This window comes from Vibrio sp. S17_S38 (genome assembly GCF_014694375.1).
Classification (GTDB): domain Bacteria; phylum Pseudomonadota; class Gammaproteobacteria; order Enterobacterales; family Vibrionaceae; genus Vibrio.
On record NZ_JAAUWW010000001.1, the window covers coordinates 198,301 to 220,201 of the forward strand.

General features: G+C 40.6%; 17 protein-coding genes. 3 read left to right on the plus strand and 14 right to left on the minus strand.

All coding sequences use genetic code 11. The features are described from left to right. Nucleotides 1-47 precede the first annotated feature (47 nt). A complete protein-coding gene (locus tag HC725_RS00900) occupies nucleotides 48-479 on the plus strand; it encodes an HIT domain-containing protein (protein WP_190329874.1) in 432 nt (143 codons plus the stop codon). 96 nt (nucleotides 480-575) lie between these two features. Here HC725_RS00900 and feoB read toward each other — a convergent pair whose 3' ends face one another. From feoB to znuA, 5 genes are all read right to left on the minus strand, one after another. Continuing rightward, on the minus strand, nucleotides 576-2,876 hold the full coding sequence (gene feoB / locus HC725_RS00905) for a Fe(2+) transporter permease subunit FeoB (protein ID WP_190329875.1): 2,301 nt from the start codon (nucleotides 2,874-2,876) through the stop codon (nucleotides 576-578). Beyond that, nucleotides 2,873-3,103, minus strand: coding sequence for a FeoA family protein (locus tag HC725_RS00910; protein WP_190329876.1), 231 nt, complete (start codon nucleotides 3,101-3,103; stop codon nucleotides 2,873-2,875). The genes feoB and HC725_RS00910 overlap by 4 nt, the downstream gene beginning before the upstream one ends. Before the next feature lie 741 nt (nucleotides 3,104-3,844). Continuing rightward, nucleotides 3,845-7,300 (minus strand): helix-turn-helix domain-containing protein, encoded by a 3,456-nt coding sequence (locus HC725_RS00915; RefSeq protein WP_190329877.1) that lies wholly within the window; start codon nucleotides 7,298-7,300, stop codon nucleotides 3,845-3,847. 158 nt (nucleotides 7,301-7,458) lie between these two features. Next, nucleotides 7,459-8,685, minus strand: a complete 1,227-nt coding sequence (locus HC725_RS00920; RefSeq protein WP_190329878.1) for a peptidoglycan DD-metalloendopeptidase family protein — start codon at nucleotides 8,683-8,685, stop codon at nucleotides 7,459-7,461. A gap of 75 nt (nucleotides 8,686-8,760) precedes the next feature. Further along, a complete protein-coding gene (znuA, locus tag HC725_RS00925) occupies nucleotides 8,761-9,744 on the minus strand; it encodes a zinc ABC transporter substrate-binding protein ZnuA (protein ID WP_446751342.1) in 984 nt (327 codons plus the stop codon). A 136-nt stretch (nucleotides 9,745-9,880) separates the two neighbouring features. Here znuA and znuC point away from each other — a divergent pair, with 136 nt between their 5' ends. Both znuC and znuB read left to right on the plus strand, forming a co-directional pair. Further along, the gene (gene znuC, locus HC725_RS00930) at nucleotides 9,881-10,684 is read left to right on the plus strand and encodes a zinc ABC transporter ATP-binding protein ZnuC (RefSeq protein WP_190329879.1); all 804 of its coding nucleotides are present in this window, start codon (nucleotides 9,881-9,883) and stop codon (nucleotides 10,682-10,684) included. Between the two features lie 3 nt (nucleotides 10,685-10,687). Next, on the plus strand, nucleotides 10,688-11,473 hold the full coding sequence (gene znuB, locus HC725_RS00935; protein WP_190329880.1) for a zinc ABC transporter permease subunit ZnuB: 786 nt from the start codon (nucleotides 10,688-10,690) through the stop codon (nucleotides 11,471-11,473). Nucleotides 11,474-11,564: 91 nt separating this feature from the next. On the opposite strand, the gene HC725_RS00940 is transcribed toward znuB, so the two are convergent. The 9 genes from HC725_RS00940 to sdhC form a co-directional block, all read right to left on the minus strand. Beyond that, nucleotides 11,565-11,942, minus strand: a complete 378-nt coding sequence (locus HC725_RS00940; protein WP_190329881.1) for a VOC family protein — start codon at nucleotides 11,940-11,942, stop codon at nucleotides 11,565-11,567. Between the two features lie 120 nt (nucleotides 11,943-12,062). After that, nucleotides 12,063-12,935 (minus strand): succinate--CoA ligase subunit alpha, encoded by an 873-nt coding sequence (gene sucD, locus HC725_RS00945; protein WP_190329882.1) that lies wholly within the window; start codon nucleotides 12,933-12,935, stop codon nucleotides 12,063-12,065. Further along, nucleotides 12,935-14,101 carry an ADP-forming succinate--CoA ligase subunit beta gene (gene sucC, locus HC725_RS00950; protein ID WP_190329883.1) on the minus strand — a complete coding sequence of 389 codons (1,167 nt, stop codon included), beginning with the start codon at nucleotides 14,099-14,101 and terminating at the stop codon, nucleotides 12,935-12,937. The genes sucD and sucC overlap by 1 nt, the downstream gene beginning before the upstream one ends. A 165-nt stretch (nucleotides 14,102-14,266) precedes the next feature. After that, nucleotides 14,267-15,472, minus strand: coding sequence for a 2-oxoglutarate dehydrogenase complex dihydrolipoyllysine-residue succinyltransferase (gene odhB, locus HC725_RS00955; protein ID WP_190329884.1), 1,206 nt, complete (start codon nucleotides 15,470-15,472; stop codon nucleotides 14,267-14,269). Between the two features lie 144 nt (nucleotides 15,473-15,616). Next, nucleotides 15,617-18,427 carry a 2-oxoglutarate dehydrogenase E1 component gene (gene sucA, locus HC725_RS00960; protein WP_190329885.1) on the minus strand — a complete coding sequence of 937 codons (2,811 nt, stop codon included), beginning with the start codon at nucleotides 18,425-18,427 and terminating at the stop codon, nucleotides 15,617-15,619. Between the two features lie 159 nt (nucleotides 18,428-18,586). After that, complete coding sequence (locus tag HC725_RS00965; protein WP_190329886.1) at nucleotides 18,587-19,300, minus strand: succinate dehydrogenase iron-sulfur subunit; 714 nt, start codon at nucleotides 19,298-19,300, stop codon at nucleotides 18,587-18,589. A gap of 14 nt (nucleotides 19,301-19,314) precedes the next feature. Then, on the minus strand, nucleotides 19,315-21,081 hold the full coding sequence (gene sdhA / locus HC725_RS00970) for a succinate dehydrogenase flavoprotein subunit (RefSeq protein ID WP_190329887.1): 1,767 nt from the start codon (nucleotides 21,079-21,081) through the stop codon (nucleotides 19,315-19,317). After that, a complete protein-coding gene (sdhD, locus tag HC725_RS00975) occupies nucleotides 21,082-21,429 on the minus strand; it encodes a succinate dehydrogenase, hydrophobic membrane anchor protein (RefSeq protein ID WP_190329888.1) in 348 nt (115 codons plus the stop codon). Further along, nucleotides 21,423-21,815 (minus strand): succinate dehydrogenase cytochrome b556 subunit, encoded by a 393-nt coding sequence (gene sdhC, locus HC725_RS00980; RefSeq protein WP_190329889.1) that lies wholly within the window; start codon nucleotides 21,813-21,815, stop codon nucleotides 21,423-21,425. The genes sdhD and sdhC overlap by 7 nt, the downstream gene beginning before the upstream one ends. Nucleotides 21,816-21,901: the final 86 nt, after the last annotated feature.

Sequence of the window (21,901 nt, forward strand, 5' to 3'; positions counted from 1 at the left end):
GGTATGGTATAACAATCCGATAAAATTAAAAAGATGAGAAGGTATATATGAGCTTTACACTTCACCCTCAATTACAAACGGATACCGATGTCATTGGTGAATTTCCATTATGTTTAGCGCTATTACATAAAGAAGATATTGGTCCTTGGGTGATTTTAGTTCCTAAAGTCGCCAATTTACAAGAATTACACCATTTACCAATGTCTGATCAGCAACAGTTTTTAATCGAATCTCAATCTGTATTTCAAAGCTTAGAGCTAACATTTAAACCTAAAAAACTCAATTTAGGCGCATTAGGAAATATGGTTCCTCAGCTTCACATTCATCATATTGCCCGTTTTGATACTGATATCGCATGGCCCGGACCTGTCTGGGGAAACACGCAAGGCCAAGCACGTGCTAATAAAGCACAACAACAATTAATCCAACAATTACGCCAAGTATTTAAACAGCAATTAAACTCATTCCAACCAGTTTAAAGCTTCAAGTAAGGCGGATATAAAAATGCCCAGATTGAATGTCTGGGCATCGTATATCTTAAAATCATCCACTATCTGAATAGTGAGGTAAATAAACTAGCTAATATTCACCACATCTATTCTCATTTTTTGTTCTTTCAAACCAATACGTTTCATAATGAAAAATACCGCTAGCAATATCACTGCAACAATTCCTAGCCAAATCGAGCTCATCATTGGATGCATTTCAAAGCTTGATATCTGATATAAAACAACAGCTGACGCATACGCCAAAAACATAGTCCAGGATCCGATGAAAATGGCATAATTACGACCAAACTCACGAGCATAAGCTCCCATAGCGGCGGCACATGGCGTATATAATAAGATAAAGACTAAATACGAAAATGCTGCCCCACCAGTTACAAAGTAAGCTTGCAGATTACCAAAAATACCGCTGCTAACACCTTGCTCTTCTGCAGCAGCATCTTGATGCTCCAAATCTCCTACTTCAATACCTAATGGATCGCTAAAGTTCAGCGCAGCTAAATTATCAGGAATACTTTGCAACGCCTCCATTAAGCTAGCTTTAATATCAAATACGGCATCTTCATCTGCAGGATCGGAATACAAATTATTCAAAGTACCGACTACAGCTTCCTTCGCAAAAATACCGGTAATAATACCAACGGTTGCTGGCCAGTTATCTTGCTTAATTCCCATAGGGGCGAGCACTGGAGTCACGACTTTTGCCGCTTGTGATAACACTGAATTTTGGCTATCTTCATTACCAAACGACCCATCAACACCCCATGAATTAAAGAAACTCAATATTGCGACCACCAATACAATTGTTTTCCCAGCGCCAAATACAAAACGTTTCAACTTCTGCCACGTTTTTAACACTACATTACGTAAAGTTGGAATTTCATAATCTGGCATTTCCATAATAAAGCTTGTGCTCTTACCGGGATACAGCGTATTTTTTAAAATTAACCCAGTAAAAACCGCGGCTAAAATGCCTAATAAATACAAAGCAAAAACGACATTTTGACCGTTGGTTGGGAAAAATGCCGCCGCAAATAACGTATAAACAGGCAAACGAGCACCACAAGACATGAAAGGTGCCATTGCAGCAGACAATTTACGTTCACGTTCTTGATCTAAAGTACGAGTGGCCATAATAGCCGGTACATTACAGCCAAAACCTAAAATAAGAGGAACAAATGCTTTACCCGGCAGGCCAATTTTTTGCATCACTTTATCAAGCACGAAAGCCGCTCGAGCCATATAACCCGAACCTTCAAGCAAAGTTAAAAATAGATACAAACATGCAATGACAGGGATAAAGGTCGCAACAGTCTGAATACCACCACCAAAGCCATCAGCAATGACAGTTACAAGCCATACTGGCAAATGGTTATCAAGTAAATGATGACCACCATCAACCAATAACGCCCCAACGCCTATATCAAAAAAATCAATAAACGCACTACCGATATTGATTGAGAACATAAACATTAAATACATGATGCCAAAGAAGACTGGAATGCCGAACCATTTATTCAGTACAAATTGATCTAACTTATCTGTAAAACTTTTGCTGAGAGATGAATCGAGTCTTCTGACTTGATGGCAAAGCTGATGCAAGTACTCATATTTAGTATTGGTTATCGATAAATCAGCATCCATTGTGGCTGCCAATTGTTGCGATAGTGATGATACTAATGCTTTATCATTATCGGTTAAGTCTTGCGTCACCAAGCTATCTTGCTCTATCGCTCTAATAGATAAAGCTCGCGGTAAAATAATTCTATCTTTCGGCCAGACTGGATTAATTTTCTCAATAATAGCTTCAATCGCATCTTCATACTTAAGAACCAGGCCATCAACCTGCAAAGATTCCTGTAAAAATTGATGAGAAATATCACGTAAATCAGCCTTAAACTGTGCGACTTGCTTTTTATTAATCGCAGAGAGAATAAATACTGGGCAACCTAATTCTTGCTGTAACAATTCGACATCAATTTCTTGACGTTCACGATGTAATGCATCTAATTTATTGAGCACTACAATCATTGGACGACCTAACTCTCTCAATTGTAGAGTCATGTACAAGCTACGCTCTAAGCTCGTCGCATCAACAACATTAATAATGAGGTCCGCGGGCATAGTAGAAATAGCCGAAGAGGCGATGGATTCATCAACACTATTGGCATCATTAGCGCTATCTAGCGAATAAATTCCTGGAAGATCCGTCAGATTAAAATTGTCACCACTGAATTCAAATGTTCCTGTTTTTCTCTCAACCGTCACACCAGCCCAGTTACCGACTTGTTGCTTAGCACCAGTAAGGCCATTAAATAAGGTTGTTTTACCACTATTAGGGTTACCTACTGTTAGAATCTTAAAACTCATGCCCCTACCTCTATTGCAATTTCGGATGCAATTTTCCCACGAATAGCGAGGGATACGCCTCTGACCTCAATTTGTAACGGATCACCTAAGGGTGCTTTTCTAATCAACTTAACTTGTGTGTTGGGTAACATGCCCATGATCATCAGCTTCTTTCTAATATCCGTGGATAGCTCTGACATATCGACAATACGAGCGCTTTGCCCACTTTTAAGTTCATTTAATTTCATGAAAGCTCAACCATTAATGATAACCATTATTATTTTTACTTATGATACTCGTAAAGTCAGTACTTTTTCTTGCGATATATCAAATTAAATACGTATTTGATATTTATTCTCATTACTGTAATTGTTAAAAACGTTATTTATGAGAATACCTTATCTCGTCAAAAACGTTAATTTAAAAAATGGAGTTCAATTCCCATTAAGAGCAAGTATCACGAAAAATCATAAGTCATTGATTTTAATACTTAATAAACTCACTAAAATCTTGTCGTATTTCTTATGACACCTTGTCGTTAATTTCATACGAAAAATAAGTCCATTACGCTATAAATAGTCTTATCGATAGGTAAGAGCCTAACGAATTTACTCCTGATGTGTATTGTTCAATCAATACACTCCGGCAGCAAGCAAAGGTGTCGTTGGCACCCGTGACATAGTCCCCCCGGCCATGTCACGTTTTTTTTATTCTGAACGGCAAGTGCTCCCCCAATAGTGAGCACTTGCCGTCATCCTCTCGTAAATAATACAAACTCCCTGGTCATTCTTGTTTGTTAAAATCAATTTCAACTCATACAAACAGATATTAATGCACTCACAATAATTGAGCACATGACAGCATAAATACCGCAAAGGAATAATAGTGGTTCAGACTCACTAAGATTTTTAGATCATAAAAAAGAATATCCGTACTTAAAATAGATATAACATCGAATGCTGAGAGCGCTATACCACTTATAATAAGTACTATTCTTGTAAAGCACGGCCGACAAATTGAGAAGGAGTGAGCCCTAAGTGATTCTTAAATCTTTGACTAAAGTATGAAGGATCGTTAAAACCAGATTCAAATGCCGTATCCGCAATTTTGTGACCTGACATTAACATCTCACATGCTTTTTCTAATCTATATTGTGTAAGGTATTCCATAAATGAGTGGTCGGTTAGATCTTTAAATTTACGTTGTAAACTGCGCTCAGAAACAAAGAGTAATTTAGCGGCTGAACTGGTGCTAAATTCAGGATTAGAATAATGAATACCAACCAAACAATAAACTTTATCTAGCCAATCGTCTTTAAAATTAAGATTGTCACCAAAACCTTTACATTGTGAAAGATTGCTAACAGGTAATCTCTTACTTTTGTAACCCTGAAATTCAGAAGTTAGCCTATCATTATTAGTTACTGCGCTTAATTCATGACTGTCAACTGGCCATGTCACCACCATACTTGTGATATGGCTGAGCTTATTTGTATTGAAGGTAAGGATACCGCCACTTTGGTGTACTAATTCTGAAATAGAAGACAATGTTGAATCCATTGATTTTTTCGTTATCGGTAATATATCAAGGCCAAACTCTTGAGCCTCGTAGGCTAATATTTCCGATTCGATAATCCCAGAACCAATATCTTGCACTATAATTTGTAGGTCACAATCCACTAATGTTGCTGTCAATATCACACTTTGATTTTGGTACGACCGTATTAACGCACTCGCAATTAGACTATTTAATACGGCATCAAAATTGGCGTAGCAAACCCGCACCATGCAGTCTGGTGTATTATCTTGTACCTCTAATTGTACCCCGGCTTTCTTTGCGTCAACTTGCCATACCTGAGCAATAGCTTTAATCACCAAAGACACCATTTTACCTTGGGGTAGAGTGAACTCTTCTCCTGAAGAATGAATCAAATTGATTTGTTCGAGGTGATTTAGAGACTGTTGTAGTGCCTGACGTTGTTGTGAATCCGAATAACTGTGTATACTATTTTGTATATCTTGAATGGATTTACCTGCTTCACGGCAGACCTCTTTCGTCAAAAGCTCACGAGTTTTCGCTTGTCGACGTAATAGAGCATTACTGCTAATCAATAATTGACTCTGATGCTTAAGTTGCGCCGTTTTTAAACTTATTAATCGACGTAATCGCACGTTACTACTGACCATAGCCTTTGCCCGCCAAGCAAAGATACTTACCAACAATAATAATATTCCACCAACAATCAACAGAGTAAACCAGCCTGATAAATACCAAGGCTTATCAATAATAAAACGATATTGTATATTTTTTTCACTGCTGCCAATTTTAGATAAGGTTTGGAACTCTAAAGTATAAAGGCCAGGACTTAAATGGTTGAACGCTAATTGAGATCCTTGTAATGATTCCCAGTTTTGTTTTTCTCCGCCTAATAAACGATATTGTAGGTTTGGCACATCAAAATCAGGTAATACACCGACTAAAAATGTTAACGACCTACCATAATCAAAGTGCAATTCTTGTTTAGGGTTTGGTGCAACAATGACACGAGAACGGTCAAGCAGAACCCCACCAACCAGAATATCATTCTCGGGCGGGTGTATATTTAATAGCTGCTGAGTAGAGAGCTTAACAATGCCAAGTTTGCTGCCCAATAGTAGCTGCTTTCCATTTGGAGATACCGTACAAGCATCGAGCAAGAATTCATTTGATACAATACCAAAAGGAGGTGGAAAGTGAGCTTGTAACAGGCCAGATGCGTTATAAAAACTGATCCCTTTAATGGATGTCAACCAAGTGCCATCGACAGAACTTGCGACACATAATGCAGCACTATTTCCATACTTCAATGGCACACGAGTCACATGGTTCTTTGCTATATCAATTGAAATAACACCATAATTATTCACAGCCCATAAGGTTTTATCACTAAACTGGCTAATACTATTCGTTCCGCCAAAATCAGCGCTAAAAACATCAAATAAAATTTGTCCATTTCGGTATTCATATAATCCATGGTCGGTACCAATCCACACCCTCCCTTGTTGGTCTGAATACAAATCGGTAATCACGCTATCATACGAATCATCTTGCATCCAAGATAAGCCAAAACGGTTTACATAATGATTTGCAGGAAAGTAACGGTACAATCCTGTATTAGTTGAAATCCAAAGTGTTTCAGATGCATCTACGCTCAAATGGGTAATAGGGGCATCGAATAAGCCCGGTGTAAGATTGACTAAGCGACTTTGATAAGTAATAGGATCAACTCGCCATAATTTATTTTTATTCGATACCCAATACTGACCTTTCAATGCCACTATGCTCCGAATATCACCATCCATTATTTTTTCGACTTTTGGGGTATATTGACTATTTTCTAAAAAATGAATCAAATATAACCCAGTGGTTGTTGCAAGCCAGCTACCCCCTTCATTATTAAGCAACATGTCATTAATCGTCCCCACTGGAACTTGGCCTACTTCACTGCCAAATCTGGCTCGCTTAAATAGGTGACTACGCAATGAGTAATAGCTCACTCCACGTGCAGTAGCAATCCAAATCCCATCTTGATTATCAAGCTCTAAATCAAAAATTTGGTTACTGGGCAGTGAGTAATCATCTTGATAGTTAGCATTGACCTTTGAAATATACTTTTTCTTTAAGTTATAAATTAACAGACCATTTTTAGTGCCAATCCAATAATCGGTAGCGGTAATTGCAACGCTCATGACACCTTCACTCTTAAGTCTAAAGAGTAATGTCCAATCAGAGGCATTCATGACATCTAATCCTCTATCTGTCGCCACTAGAATACGCTCTCGGCGTTGATCATAATAAAGTTGATACACAGTGGAATGCTGATTAAAGGTAAGTCTCTTTACACCATTAGAGTTAAATGAAAATATCGCATTTTTAGTGGCAATAACCCATTGATCGTGAACAAATACCGCCGATTCAATATGGGTGTCTTCGTCGATAGCCCCTTGAGTAATTTGACTGGTAGGAATAGAGGATACTTTCGACGTATCTATATTATAACTATGAAAATAATGTGATGAAAACGTCCAAATATGTCGATTGGAATAACCCACATTTTTAAATGATTCCGTATTAACCAAGTTTAATACTGCCTCACGTTTTCCTGAAGGTGGCATACGAAATAGCTTATTACCTTGGGAGAACCAAAAATTCCCTTCGGCATAGGTAAGATTTTCAGTACTAATATCAAAACTATTTTCGAATTTTTTAAGTAAATGCTGCCCATCGTAAAAATAAACATTATTACGAACATCCAGAATCCAAAAACCACCATTTTCATTCATGAACAGCTTTTTCGCAGTCAAAGACTTCCCTTGAGTCTGGCTAGATAAAGGATAAAAAATTGAATTGGAATCTACTGCATTAACCGAAAATGAAATAAAGATTAATGCTAATAAGTTCATCATGCGCAGAATCACAAGTAAGCCTTACAATAGAAGTAATTTAAGAAGAAGCTTCAGCGCTGGTGTTTTTGTATCATATTTCGCGCGATTAAATATGTTGATTGAATTTATACTACTTCACCAGTACAAGAAAGGACAATGCTCTATTTAAAGATGAATATTCAAATGGGATCACGCATTTTATCAATGAACGCTTGGCTATTACGCTGAAATTGAGATAGTTGCGACGCACTTAGAGCAGTAGCGTCAGGAAGAGGTACGAGCATCGGATTGACAGGTAAATTGTTTTGTCTTAATTCATAATGCAAATGAGGCCCAGTCGTTCGACCAGTATTACCAGAAAGCGCGATAATTTCTCCTTTACTGATGTGTTGACCTTCCTCGACTAAAATTTCACTTAAATGCAAATACCGAGAGCTATAAATAGGGCCATTTTGGAGCACAATATAAAGACCCGCTAATGGATGCTCCCCCACCCTCACTACTTTACCATCTCCCGTAGACAAAACCGGACTCCCCGTAGGCACAGCAAAATCAGTACCATAATGCGGTGCTTCTATATGAGTAACTGGATTGATACGATGTGAATTAAAAGCGGAGCTCACTCGATACGAATGCTCTAAAGGAAGCCGGTTCAATGATTTTTGATTACTTGTTCCATTGGGGCGATAAAAATGGCCATCTGTATTTCGGAGCAGCACCCACTCTTGTTTATTGTTGTAATAGCGTATCGCCTCCACTTGACCGTCATCTATCACTTGTGAACCAGCATAATGTTGAGAAATAGCCACCTTATATTTGTCACCCAACCGAGCTTGATGAGTAATATCTATATCCCAAAATAAAGCTCGGTATATTGTCTGAATTTGCGATGGTGTTAGCCCGTTCAATGAAGCCGAATGATAAAAATTCCCCGTTACAATACCGCTGATGATGTTGGTTTTCGATTTCCCTTTTATACGTACTGGACGGTAAATAAATTGAGCATCGTGCCATGTATACAGGCTCACCAAACTCGGCGTTCGGTATATTGATAGCGACTCCATTTTACCTGATGCATTCAATTGCCATTCAACCACTTGACCATTTTTAAGCTGTAGAGCCGTGGCATTAGCTTTAATAAGATCAAGTAAATCATTCGCAGCTAAACCATATAAATCAAATAGGGTTTTTATACTCTGACCATAAGTGACAACATGAGTATGCGTCACTACCTTATTTACAAATTCGAGGTTACGGTCTTCTCCCAAAAAAGCAGGGTCATCCCTAGCAATGACCTCATCATAAGGCTCACTTTGATCTTGCTTATTATTACTACTCTGGTCAGATGTGGAGGGCAAGCCAAGCCAGAATACAGTGATGAATACAATAGCGACTAATCCACTCAAAAAGAAACAACACCGCCGGATAAGGCGATGTTGCTTATATCTATTAAGTGAGTGACGATCTAACAAAGATAAACCCTAACGTGTAAGACAAGTTGAGAAACTATGCCCTAAATCTTGTAGAAAGGTAAAGTATGAACCTTGTTTAATTGGATAATCGGTTGCTAAAGGATCTAACGAGCCATGCTTTACATTTGTCCCACGGGTAACAGACTCTATTACCGCTGGGGTAAATTGAGGCTCAGAGAAAACACAGTATGCTTTATCCGATTGTAATGCCGTTCTAATCGTAATTAAGGTTTTTGCACCTGGACGGCGATCGGGTGAAACCGTGAAATGACCTAAGTTATTCAAACCAAAATAATTTTCATAGTAGCTGTATGCATCATGAAATACATAATAACCATGACTTTTAACTGGTGCTAACTCTTGTTTAATCTCTGAAATCGTAGCAGATAGATGGGAAACAAATGCTTGATAGTTTTTCTCATATTCCGCCTGATGTTTAGGATCAATCGCAATTAACTTATCACTAATCACTTTTGCCATCTGTTGTGCTTGTTCTGGACCAAGCCATAAATGCGGATTGTAATTACCGTGATGGTGGTGGCCATCATCATGCTCGTGTTCATCATGCGTAACATGATCATGATCGTCATGACTTGCATGATCATCATGCGACTTATGTTCATGCTCTTCTTCACCATAGGTTAGCTTGGTAATATCAGGCGATTGATCGAGCTGTAACGTGTTGGCATTCCCCTTTAACGCACTTTCAAGAAAAGATTCCAAACCTGGTCCAACCCATACAAATAAATCGGCATCCTTTATTTTTCTCATATCTGAGGGACGTAATGCGTAATCATGTGGTGAGGCATTAGAACTAAGTAGCACCTGTGTATCAGTGACCCCTAGCGTTATCTCTTGCGTAATTAATTGCAATGGCTTTATCGATGTCATCACCGATAGCTTAGCCTCTTGGCTCATAACCTGAGCCGAAGACAGTAGCAAAACCATTGAAATGGTCATTTTCATCCATTTATTTCCCATATTTTGGTGCATTAACCTTCTCCATTGTATAAATTACCCTCCCAGTGTGAGAGATAATCTAAGTGATCTGAATGATAAAAGTGAGCATTGGTAAATCTCGATATCAATGTTACTATATAACATAACAATTATTCAAGTTGGTTTAAGCATGTCTGATTTAATTCATTTACAAGACGTCACAGTGAAGTTTCACGATAAGGATGTGTTGAGTAATATTAATTTAACCGTCAAAAAGGGGCAGATCACAACCTTAATCGGTCCAAATGGTGCAGGGAAATCCACTCTAGTTAAAGTGATGCTAGGCCTACATAAAACCTATTCTGGCACGATGTCGAGAATGAAAAATCTACGTATTGGGTATGTTCCTCAAAAGCTTAAACTCAACGATAGCTTACCACTCACTGTCGATCGTTTTTTACGGCTAGCCGGTCGCTATAGCGCTCAAGAGCGATTAGAGTCTTTACGTTTAGTTGGTGCTGAAAATTTAGAATTAAACGATATGCATAAACTTTCTGGCGGTGAGAATCAGAGAGTTTTATTAGCAAGAGCCTTATTACAACGACCTGATTTATTAGTATTAGATGAGCCTGCACAAGGGGTTGATGTCCAAGGTCAAATTGAACTCTATACGCTAATCAATACTATTCGCCAACGATTTGGGTGTGCTGTATTTATGGTTTCACATGACTTACACCTTGTAATGGCGCAAACCGATGAGGTCATTTGCCTGCAGCATCATATCTGCTGTTCTGGCGCACCGGAAGCCATAACCAAGCACCCTTCTTATATCGCGATGTTTGGTCAAACAGCAAAAGATACTTTAGCATTTTATCATCACGAACATCATCACCACCATGACTTATCCGGTGAAGCAGTTGACGGTGATCCGGAAAGTTGTGACCATTCTCATTGCTCGCATAACTCAACACATAACCACAATCACGGGCATTAATCTATGTTTGATATTCTTTTTCCTTCCATTATTGCAGGCTTAGGTATTGCTATAATCGCCGGCCCTTTAGGCTCATTGGTGGTATGGCGCAAGATGGCCTATTTTGGCGATACTTTGGCCCATGCCTCATTACTTGGCTTAGCATTAGGTTTTTTATTCGATGTAAATCTCTATCTTTCTCTTGTCGTTTGTTGCCTTGCTATCGCATTAATTTTAGCCACACTACAAGAACAAAAAGTGGTCGCAACCGATACCTTACTCGGAATTTTAGCGCACAGTTCATTGTCGCTCGGCTTGGTTGCAGTAAGCTTTCTAGATAATGTTCGTGTTGATTTAATGAGCTATTTATTTGGCGATTTGCTGGCAGTCTCGCCTTCTGACTTAATCTTCATTTATCTCGGAGGATTGGTCATTCTCGCTCTCTTAACGTATTTTTGGCGACCTTTATTATCGTCATCAATCAGTGAAGAGTTAGCGGGTGTAGAAGGTGTTAATGTACCTTTAATGCGGGTGGTATTAATGTTGTTAGTAGGTTTAGTGATTGCGGTCGGCATGAAGTTTGTCGGAGCACTGATTATCACTTCATTATTAATTATACCTGCAGCAACCGCACGTCGCTTTGCACGAACGCCAGAGCAAATGGCAATTGGGGCATCATGCATTGGTGTGGTTTCTGTCTTCTCAGGCTTAAGCCTTTCATGGTTTTATGACACACCTGCGGGGCCATCGGTAGTCATTTCAGCAGCGGCCTTATTTATGCTCAGTCAGTTCAAAAAATCTAACGCCTGATGAATTTAAGGTGCATAGTCAGCACGAATTTATCACTAAAAACAAATTAGCCGGTCTACCAATAACGTAGTCCGGCTATTACAAATAGTACTTATCCCATTCGATGGGTTCCGCATAGTTTATTACCTGCAGGATCGCGTAGGTAAGCTAAATACAAATGCCCCGCATCACCATTGCGCTCACCCGGAGGCTGTTCACAAGCCGTGCCGCCATTCGCTAAACCCGCCTCATGCCAAGCATGCACCAACTCAGGATTAGCAATTGAAAAGCCAAAAGTTGATCCATTGCCGTGAGTAGCCACTTCACCATTAATAGGCTTAGTTAGGATAAATACTCCAGTAGGAGCGATATAAATACAACGCTCACCACGAATAACCCCTGGTTCATATCCCAACGTTCCTAAAATTGCATCATAAAATTTCTTTGACGCATCAATATCATTGGCACCAAGCATAATGTGACTGAACATAAGTGAATCCTTTGTTATGAATAATTGGAGCTCTACTTTAACCAGTATTAAAAGCAAAGCAAATAAAAAGGCCATCCGAAGATGACCTTATATTTATGACTTTACATGAAATAAATTCACTTACCAGCCAGTCACTTCTTTCAATGCTTCACCGATCTCAGCAAGAGACTTCGTGGTTTTAACGCCAGCAGCTTCAAGTGCTGCAAATTTATCTTCAGCAGTACCTTTACCGCCAGAGATAATTGCGCCAGCATGACCCATACGCTTACCAGCAGGAGCAGTAACACCTGCAATATAAGAGACAACTGGCTTCGTCACGTGAGCTTTGATATAAGCAGCCGCTTCTTCTTCTGCTGTACCACCAATTTCACCAATCATTACGATTGCTTCTGTCGCTGGATCGTTTTGGAACATTTCCAATACGTCGATGAAATTAGTCCCAGGAATTGGATCGCCACCAATACCAACACAAGTTGATTGCCCAAAACCAGCATCTGTCGTTTGCTTAACCGCTTCGTACGTTAATGTACCTGAGCGAGAAACAATACCAACACGGCCTGGTTTATGAATATGGCCAGGCATGATGCCGATTTTACATTCTCCAGGAGTGATCACGCCTGGGCAGTTAGGCCCGATCATGCGAACACCGGTTTCTTCAAGCTTCACTTTTACATCTAGCATATCCAGTGTTGGTATACCTTCAGTAATAGTAACAATAAGCTCGATACCAGCATCAATGGCTTCTAAAATTGCATCTTTACAAAATGCAGCCGGTACATAGATAACTGTTGCCGTCGCGCCAGTCACTTCAACCGCTTCACGTACTGTATTAAATACAGGAAGGCCAAGATGAGTAGTTCCGCCTTTACCAGGAGAAACACCACCGACCATCTGTGTGCCGTAATCAATTGCTTGCTCTGAGTGGAATGTACCTTGACCGCCAGTAAAACCTTGGCAAATAACTTTAGTATCTTTATTAATTAGAACAGACATTATTTGCCCTCCGCCGCTTTAACTACTTGAACTGCTGCATCTTTCAGAGATGTCGCAGCAATAATATCTAAACCTGATTTTGCTAGAACTTCACGGCCTAGCTCAGCATTTGTCCCTTCAAGGCGAACCACAACAGGCACTTCAACACCGACTTCTTTTACAGCACCAATAATACCTTCAGCTATCATGTCACAACGCACGATACCACCGAAAATATTCACTAAAACCGCTTTTACATTTTCATCAGAAAGAATGATTTTAAATGCTTCAGCAACGCGCTCTTTGGTTGCGCCGCCGCCTACATCAAGGAAGTTGGCTGGTTTGCCACCATGCAGGTTAACAATATCCATGGTTCCCATTGCAAGGCCAGCACCATTAACCATGCAACCAACGTTACCATCTAGCGCAACATAGTTTAATTCGTATTGTGCTGCATGTGCTTCACGCTCATCTTCTTGAGATGAATCATGCATATCGCGCAGTTTAGGTTGGCGGTACATTGCATTCGAATCGATACTGATCTTTCCATCAAGACACAATAAATCGCCAGCACCCGTAACCACAAGTGGGTTAATTTCTAAAAGTGCTAAGTCGTATTGTGAAAACATCTTACCAAGCCCCATAAAAATCTGAGTAAATTGCTTGATTTGATTACCTTTAAGACCAAGTTTGAACGCAAGTTCACGACCTTGATAAGCTTGTGGGCCAACCAGTGGATCAATAGCAGCTTTATGGATCAACTCTGGAGTTTCTTCTGCCACTTTCTCAATTTCCACACCACCTTCTGTTGATGCCATGAAAACAATGCGACGTGAACCACGGTCAACTACCGCACCAAGATATAGTTCATTAGCAATGTCAGAAGCTTCTTCTACCAAGATTTTAGTGACCGGTTGGCCTTTTGCATCTGTTTGATAAGTCACTAGGTTTTTACCTAACCACTTCTGTGCGAACTCTTTAACACCATCTTTAGTGTCATGTAGTTCAACACCACCAGCTTTACCGCGCCCGCCAGCGTGAACCTGACATTTTACAACTTTCTTAGCCGTCGTAATACGACCCGCCGCTTCATAAGCTTCAAGTGGAGTATTGCAAGCAAAACCTTCTGGTACTGGCAATCCGAATTCAGCAAACAATTGTTTGGCTTGATATTCATGCAAATTCATAGTGTGACTTCCGTTTGTTTATCCGTTAGGGATTATTATTTCCATTAGCATTTACACTAAAATGCTACGTCGTAGGTGTACTTTAGGTGGTACTTATCTGATATGGGAATCGACCAAGTTTAAATCTTTTATTAAAAATTACCACTTGGTCGATATCAGATTCGCTTATACGTCGAGTAATAAGCGAGCTGGATCTTCCAGCAATTCTTTAATCGTCACTAAAAAGCCCACTGACTCACGGCCATCAATTAGACGGTGATCATAAGACAGTGCTAAATACATCATCGGCAATATTTCAACTTTTCCATCTACCGCCATTGGACGATCTTGGATCTTATGCATACCTAAAATAGCCGCTTGTGGCGGGTTAATAATAGGGGTAGACATTAATGAACCAAACACACCACCATTAGTGATAGTGAAATTACCGCCCATTAGATCTTCAACTTGAAGCTTCCCATCACGGCCTTTAATCGCTAGCTCTTTGATGCCTTTTTCAATGTCCGCAAAACCAAGTAAATCACAGTCTTTTAGTACTGGTGTAACAAGGCCACGTGGGGTTGACACTGCCATACTGATATCAAAATAGTTATGATAAACAATATCCTCACCATCAATTGATGCATTTACTTCAGGGTAGCGTTTCAGAGCTTCTGTTACGGCTTTAACATAAAAAGACATAAACCCAAGACGAGTATCATGACGCTTTTCAAATTGGTCTTTATACTGAGCACGAAGATCCATGATAGGTTTCATGTTCACTTCATTGAATGTTGTTAGCATCGCAGTACTGTTTTTCGCTTCCAGTAGACGTTTCGCCACTGTTTTACGTAAACGAGTCATCGGTACACGTTTTTGAGTACGCGCTGCCGCTGGTGCATCTATTGGAGCACTTTCTTTTGCTGTAGATTTTGACGTGTTCGCAAGGTGAGCATCAACATCTTCACGCGTAATACGACCACCAACACCACTGCCTTTAACTTGTGATACTTCCAAATTATGCTCTGCCATTAAACGGCGAACCGCAGGGCTTAGCGCATCATTGGTTTCTTCTGATAACGTTGCAGTGTGGCGTTTATCCGGAGAAGATTGAGTTGATTCTGTTTTATCTTTAGTTGGTTCACCTGCCACGGCGCCAGGCTTTAGCTTCGCCAGCAATTGTTTAGAAAGCACTGTCGCCCCTTCTACTTCAATGATGGCTTCTAATACGCCATCTTCTGGTGCTGGCACTTCTAAAATAACTTTATCTGTTTCGATTTCAACTAAGATATCGTCACGAGAAACTACATCGCCAGGCTGTTTGTGCCATGTCGCTACCGTTGCATCGGCAACTGATTCTGGTAGGTCTGGAACAAGAATTTCAATTGTCATAATCTGTCTTATCCTTTTGAGCTGATGTGATGTTAGCCTGCTATTTAGCGAGCGCTAACACTCAATTATTCGTTCAGCCAATGGTAATCAATACCACTGGCAATCACCGTTAAAAAATCAAGCACTACTTAAAAGCTAGCTAAACTAAAAATCTAAGTTTAATGAATCTTCGACTAAAGCTTTTTGCTGCTTCAAGTGAACAGACATATAACCAACCGCAGGTGAAGCCGAAGCTGGACGGCCTGCATATTTCAAGATTGCGCCATCAGGCAAAGCAAAACGCATATTATGTTGACTGCTGTACCATGCGCCTTGGTTTTGTGGCTCTTCTTGACACCATACAAAATCTTCTACGTTGGTATATTTTTCAATCGCCTGACTTACATCCTCATATGGGAATGGGTAAAGCTGTTCAACACGTACGATTGCTACATCGCCTTGTTCGTTTTTACGACGTTGTTCAAGTAAATCGAAATAAACTTTCCCTGAACATAAAACTACACGTTTCACCTTACTAGCTTCAAGATCATCAATCTCAGGAATTGCAGCTTGGAATGTTCCTTGAGAGAGCTCTTCTAAAGTCGAAGTACATAGAGGGTGACGCAATAACGATTTTGGTGACATGACAATCAATGGGCGGCGCATAGGGCGAACCACTTGGCGACGGAGCATGTGATAAACCTGAGCAGGAGTCGATGGAACGACCACTTGCATATTTTGTTCAGCACAAAGTTGCAAGTAACGCTCTAGACGTGCGGAGGAATGCTCAGGGCCTTGACCTTCATAACCATGTGGAAGCAAAAGTGTTAAGCCACATAAACGACCCCACTTTTGTTCGCCTGAAGAAATAAATTGGTCAACCACCACTTGCGCACCATTGGCAAAATCACCAAATTGAGCTTCCCAAAGAGTTAACCCACCAGGTTCAGCTGTTGCATATCCATATTCGAACGCCAACACCGCTTCTTCAGATAACACAGAGTCAAACACTTGGAATGGACCTTGGTGATCATGAATATTCGATAGTGGAATATAAGTGCTCGCATCTTCTTGGTTATGCAATACCGCATGACGATGAAAGAAAGTACCACGACCGGAATCTTGACCAGAAAATCGGATACGCTTACCGTCATCAACAATCGTTGCATAGGCCAACGTTTCAGCCATACCCCAATCAAGTGCTTTTTCACCATCCGCCATAGATTGACGGTCGGTGTAGATTTTATTCACACGACTTTGTAACTGATGACTCTCTGGGTACTGACAAACTTTATTAGCCAGTTCCACTAGACGAGCATGGTCAAATTGATTTGCCCACTCTTCATTCCATTCATGATTGATATAAGGTGACCAATCGACTGAATGCAACGCCATTGGGCGAAACTCTTTAACTACCACTTCTCCGCGATCCAAAGCATCACGGTACTCATTCACCATTTGAGTTGCGGTTTCAAGTTCAATATCTTTACGATCAACCAAAATATCCGCATAAATTTTACGTGGCGTTGGGTGTTTCTTAATTTTTTGATACATCAAAGGTTGAGTTGCATTCGGTTCATCCGCTTCGTTATGGCCATGGCGGCGATAACAAACTAAATCAATCACAACATCACGTTTGAACGTATTACGGTAATCCAGAGCAACTCGAGTAACAAAAGCCACTGCTTCTGGATCATCGGAATTAACGTGGAAAATCGGGGCCTGTACCATTTTAGCGATATCAGTACAGTACATTGTTGAACGTGTATCTCGTGGATTTGAAGTAGTAAAACCTACTTGGTTATTCACAACAATACGAACTGTTCCTCCGACTTCAAAGCCACGAGCTTGAGACATATTAAAGGTTTCAGCGACTACGCCTTGTCCTGCAATAGCCGAATCACCATGAATCGTAATTGGCAGTACTTTGCCACCATCTTTATCGCCTAAACGATCTTGGCGAGCACGTACTGAACCGATAACAACTGGGTTAACAATTTCAAGGTGAGATGGGTTAAAAGCCAACGCTAGATGAACATCACCGCCTGGTGTTGCGAAATCAGCAGAAAAACCTTGATGATATTTCACATCACCCGTACCCCATGATTCACCGTGCTTACCGGCAAACTCATCAAATAAGTCTTGTGGTTTTTTACCCAACACGTTAATCAACATGTTCAAGCGACCACGGTGCGCCATACCAATAACCACTTCGCGCATGCCTTGAGTACCAGCTTGACGAACCAATTCTTTAATCATTGGGATGAGGGCATCACCACCTTCTAGAGAGAAACGTTTCGCACCAGGGAATTTCGCGCCTAAATAACGCTCAAGCCCTTCTGCTGCGGTTAACTCATCAAGAAACGTAGTTTTTTCTTCTAACGTAAAGTTCCCTTCACCAATCACTGATTCCAAACGATCTTGGATCCAGCGTTTCTCTTCTGTGTTGGTGATGTGCATATACTCTGCACCGATCGAACCACAGTAGATTTTGTTGAGAGCTTGGAAGATATCTTTAAGCGCCATGGTGTCTTGCCCTACGGCAAAAGATCCCACATTAAATGACTCATCAAAGTCATCTTGAGAGAGATTATGGAAGGCAGGATCCAGTTCAGCAACCGATTCACGCTTCCAAATATTAAGAGGATCAAGGTTCGCAGCTTGGTGCCCACGGAAACGGTAAGCATTGATAAGTTGCAGAACTTTAACTTGTTTTACATCGACATCAGGATCACTAACTTGGACATTGTAATGCTTCGTTTCTTTCGCGAGTCGTCTGAAGTAATCACGAACACGTGAATGGGGTTGTTCCCCTTCTGAAGCTTGCATAGGCAACTCTTCAAACACATGTTTCCATTCATCACTGACCAGATCGGGGTCGCTAAGATACAATTCGTAGAGATCTTCTACGTAAGTTGCATTGGCGCCAGCCAAGTGTGAAGACTCGAGCCATGCCTTCATCACGCCGTTGTGCATATTTTCCCTTAACCTTTTATGGTTTTTCTATGCTTTGGCCTTTTCTGTTATTTAGCATTTACTGTCAATCAGTATCCGCCGAATACCAGTTTTAGCCTTTGGAATAGCCGGTCCGAAGACCGACTGCAAACTCAATTTATTTTGCCCAATCAAGAGCACTTATACTGAACGATTTATCAACATTGATTTAATGTGGCCAATCGCTTTCGTAGGGTTTAAACCTTTAGGACAAACATTGACACAGTTCATGATTTCATGGCAACGAAAAACGCTAAATGCATCGTCAAGATTTGACAGACGTTCATCTGTTGCAGTATCTCGGCTATCAATTAACCAACGATACGCGGCCAATAAACCTGCTGGCCCAATAAATTTGTCTGGGTTCCACCAAAACGATGGGCACGCCGTAGTACAACATGCACACATAATGCAATCGTATAAACCATCAAGATGCGCACGGTCTTCTGGTGATTGTAAATGTTCACGTGCAGGTGGTAATTCACCATCATTGATCAAATACGGTTTCACTTTCGCGTAATTATCATAGAACTGAGTCATATCAACAATCAAATCACGAACAACCGGTAAACCAGGTAATGGACGAATAACTACCTTACCCTTACCAAGTACTGCTGACAATGGTGTAATGCACGCTAAACCATTCTTACCATTCATATTTACGCCATCAGACCCACAGACCCCTTCACGGCATGAACGACGAAATGATATCGTGGCATCTTGCTCTTTTAACAAAATAAGAGCATCCAAAACCATCATGTCAGAACCTTCTTCCACGTCCAACGTATAGTCTTTCATGTAAGGCTTATTATCGACATCTGGGTTATAGCGATACAGAGAGAAAATTACCTTCATTGTTCTTTACTCCCTTAGTAAACACGAGCTTTAGGTGGAAAGGCTTCACGCAATACAGGTTGCATGTTGACATCACGTTTAGACATTTCTTCGGTAACTGGATTATAAATTGAATGGCACAACCAATTCGCATCATCACGGTCCGGGAAATCAAAACGAGCATGTGCGCCTCGACTTTCAGTACGGTAATTTGCCGCCACCGCTGTCGCAAAAGCCGTTTCCATCAAATTATCTAACTCCAAACATTCAATACGTTGAGTATTAAATTCCGTCGACTTATCTGATAAATAAGCATTCTTTAAACGTTCGCGGAGTGTTTTCAGTTCTTCTAAGCCTTTCGCCATTGCATCGCCTTCACGGAATACCGAGAAATTATTTTGCATGCAACTTTGCAAGTCTTTACGAATTTGAACCGGATCTTCACCACCAGTACTATTTTCCCAGCGCTGATAACGAGCAAGAGACGCTTCAATATCTGCATTTGTTGCAGGCTTCGCTTCCTCTTGTGCTGCCAGTGTTTCACCAAGGTGAAGTCCTGTTGCACGGCCAAACACGACTAAATCAAGCAGAGAGTTCCCACCTAAACGGTTCGCACCATGTACAGAAACGGAAGCAATCTCACCACAAGCAAATAAACCCTGAACTTCAACATCGCTACCATCAGCATTTTGTTTAATCGCTTGTCCTGATACCTGAGTTGGCACTCCACCCATCATATAGTGACACGTTGGAATAACTGGAATAGGATCTTTCACTGGATCGACATGAGCAAAAGTACGCGATAACTCAAGGATCCCCGGCAGACGAGCATCCAAGACGTCTTTGCCTAAATGATCGAGTTTCAGTTTAATATGTGGGCCCCAAGGACCATCGCAACCACGACCTTCTCGGATTTCGATCATCATCGAACGTGCAACCACATCACGGCCTGCAAGATCTTTCGCATTCGGTGCGTAACGCTCCATAAAGCGCTCACCATCTTTATTAAGAAGATAGCCACCTTCTCCACGACAACCTTCAGTCACTAACACACCAGCGCCAGCAATACCCGTTGGGTGAAACTGCCACATTTCAATATCTTGCATTGGAACGCCAGCACGTAGAGCCATACCAACACCATCACCAGTATTAATGTGGGCATTAGTCGTTGATTGATAAATTCGGCCGGCACCACCTGTTGCTAGAATGGTTGCTTTCGCTTTGAAGTAACAAATTTCACCTGTTTCCATACAAAGCGCAGTGGTCCCTAAAACAGCACCATCTTCATTTTTAACCAAATCAAGTGCATACCACTCAGAGAAAATCGTGGTTTTATGCTTAATATTTTGTTGATAAAGCGTATGAAGTAATGCATGTCCCGTACGGTCAGCTGCAGCCGCAGTACGAGCAGCCTGCTCGCCACCAAAGTCTTTTGATTGACCGCCAAATGGACGTTGGTAAATAGAACCATCTTCAAAACGAGAAAAAGGTAAACCCATTTTCTCTAGTTCGATCACGGATTCAGGACCATTTTTACACATATATTCAATTGCATTTTGGTCACCAATATAGTCCGAACCTTTAACGGTATCGTACATGTGCCATTGCCAATCATCTTTATGTGAATTACCTAGAGCTACCGTAATACCACCTTGAGCAGATACAGTATGAGAACGTGTTGGAAATACTTTTGATAGCAAAGCACAAGATAGGCCTTGCTCTGAAATTTGTAAGGCAGCGCGCATACCCGCACCACCAGCGCCGATAACAACGGCATCGAATTCACGAATAGGAATAGACACTTAGACACCCCACAAAATAAATAGGCCTGAGAAGAAATAAGCCGATAACGCCACGATTACCGCAAATTGAAGAACGGCGCGCAATTTGGCTGGTTTAATATAATCGGTAAGAACTTGCCACAAACCAATCCATGCGTGGATAAGAATTGCGACCAAAGCAATCATGGTAAATACTTTCGTAAAAGTACTGCCAAAAAAAGCATTCCAACTCAAATAATTAATCTCACCACCAAATGTCAAAAAACCAACCATATACAAGGTGTATAAAGTCAGTACAATGCCTGATGCGCGAATAAGAAGGTAGTCATGAACACCATTGCGTCCAACAGAAGAAATTGACTTCACCATACTAAAAACCCCGCAAGCACTGATAGCACAGCAGCAATACCCATAACAAATTTTGCACTCAATGTGCCGCTTTCAAGCTCTTCAAAATAATTCATATCCATAAGTAAGTGACGAATGCCACCAGCAATATGATAAGACAAAGCTGTCAAGATGCCCCATAGGATAAATTTAACAAAAAATCCATCGACTAAATTAGCAGCTTGTATAAAACCGGCAGGAGAAGACAGGGAAATAGCAAGTAGCCATAATAGAATCCCAATCGCTACAAACATAATCACACCAGAAACACGGTGCAAAATAGAAGCAATTGCAGTAATAGGGAATTGTATTGTTTGTAAATCAAGGTTTATTGGTCTGGACTTTTTTTCTTTCACAAGTGTGCTCACTCAGCTCCATTTAGAGCATTTATAGTTATCGACATAGATCAGTGAAACGCCTTAAAGTAGTAATTAATTAACAACTTTTTTCATAA

Bases quoted from the DNA above. Each gene is read 5' to 3' on its own strand.
- sdhD (WP_190329888.1), bottom strand. From the start codon at position 21,429: ATGGTGAAGTCAATTTCTTCTGTTGGACGCAATGGTGTTCATGACTAC.
- HC725_RS00965 (WP_190329886.1), bottom strand. From the start codon at position 19,300: ATGAAGGTAATTTTCTCTCTGTATCGCTATAACCCAGATGTCGATAAT.
- znuC (WP_190329879.1), top strand. From the start codon at position 9,881: ATGTCTGATTTAATTCATTTACAAGACGTCACAGTGAAGTTTCACGAT.
- sucC (WP_190329883.1), bottom strand. From the start codon at position 14,101: ATGAATTTGCATGAATATCAAGCCAAACAATTGTTTGCTGAATTCGGA.
- znuA (WP_446751342.1), bottom strand. From the start codon at position 9,744: ATGCACCAAAATATGGGAAATAAATGGATGAAAATGACCATTTCAATG.
- HC725_RS00915 (WP_190329877.1), bottom strand. From the start codon at position 7,300: ATGATGAACTTATTAGCATTAATCTTTATTTCATTTTCGGTTAATGCA.
- sucA (WP_190329885.1), bottom strand. From the start codon at position 18,427: ATGCACAACGGCGTGATGAAGGCATGGCTCGAGTCTTCACACTTGGCT.
- HC725_RS00940 (WP_190329881.1), bottom strand. From the start codon at position 11,942: ATGTTCAGTCACATTATGCTTGGTGCCAATGATATTGATGCGTCAAAG.
- znuB (WP_190329880.1), top strand. From the start codon at position 10,688: ATGTTTGATATTCTTTTTCCTTCCATTATTGCAGGCTTAGGTATTGCT.
- odhB (WP_190329884.1), bottom strand. From the start codon at position 15,472: ATGACAATTGAAATTCTTGTTCCAGACCTACCAGAATCAGTTGCCGAT.
- HC725_RS00900 (WP_190329874.1), top strand. From the start codon at position 48: ATGAGCTTTACACTTCACCCTCAATTACAAACGGATACCGATGTCATT.
- sucD (WP_190329882.1), bottom strand. From the start codon at position 12,935: ATGTCTGTTCTAATTAATAAAGATACTAAAGTTATTTGCCAAGGTTTT.
- feoB (WP_190329875.1), bottom strand. From the start codon at position 2,876: ATGAGTTTTAAGATTCTAACAGTAGGTAACCCTAATAGTGGTAAAACA.
- HC725_RS00910 (WP_190329876.1), bottom strand. From the start codon at position 3,103: ATGAAATTAAATGAACTTAAAAGTGGGCAAAGCGCTCGTATTGTCGAT.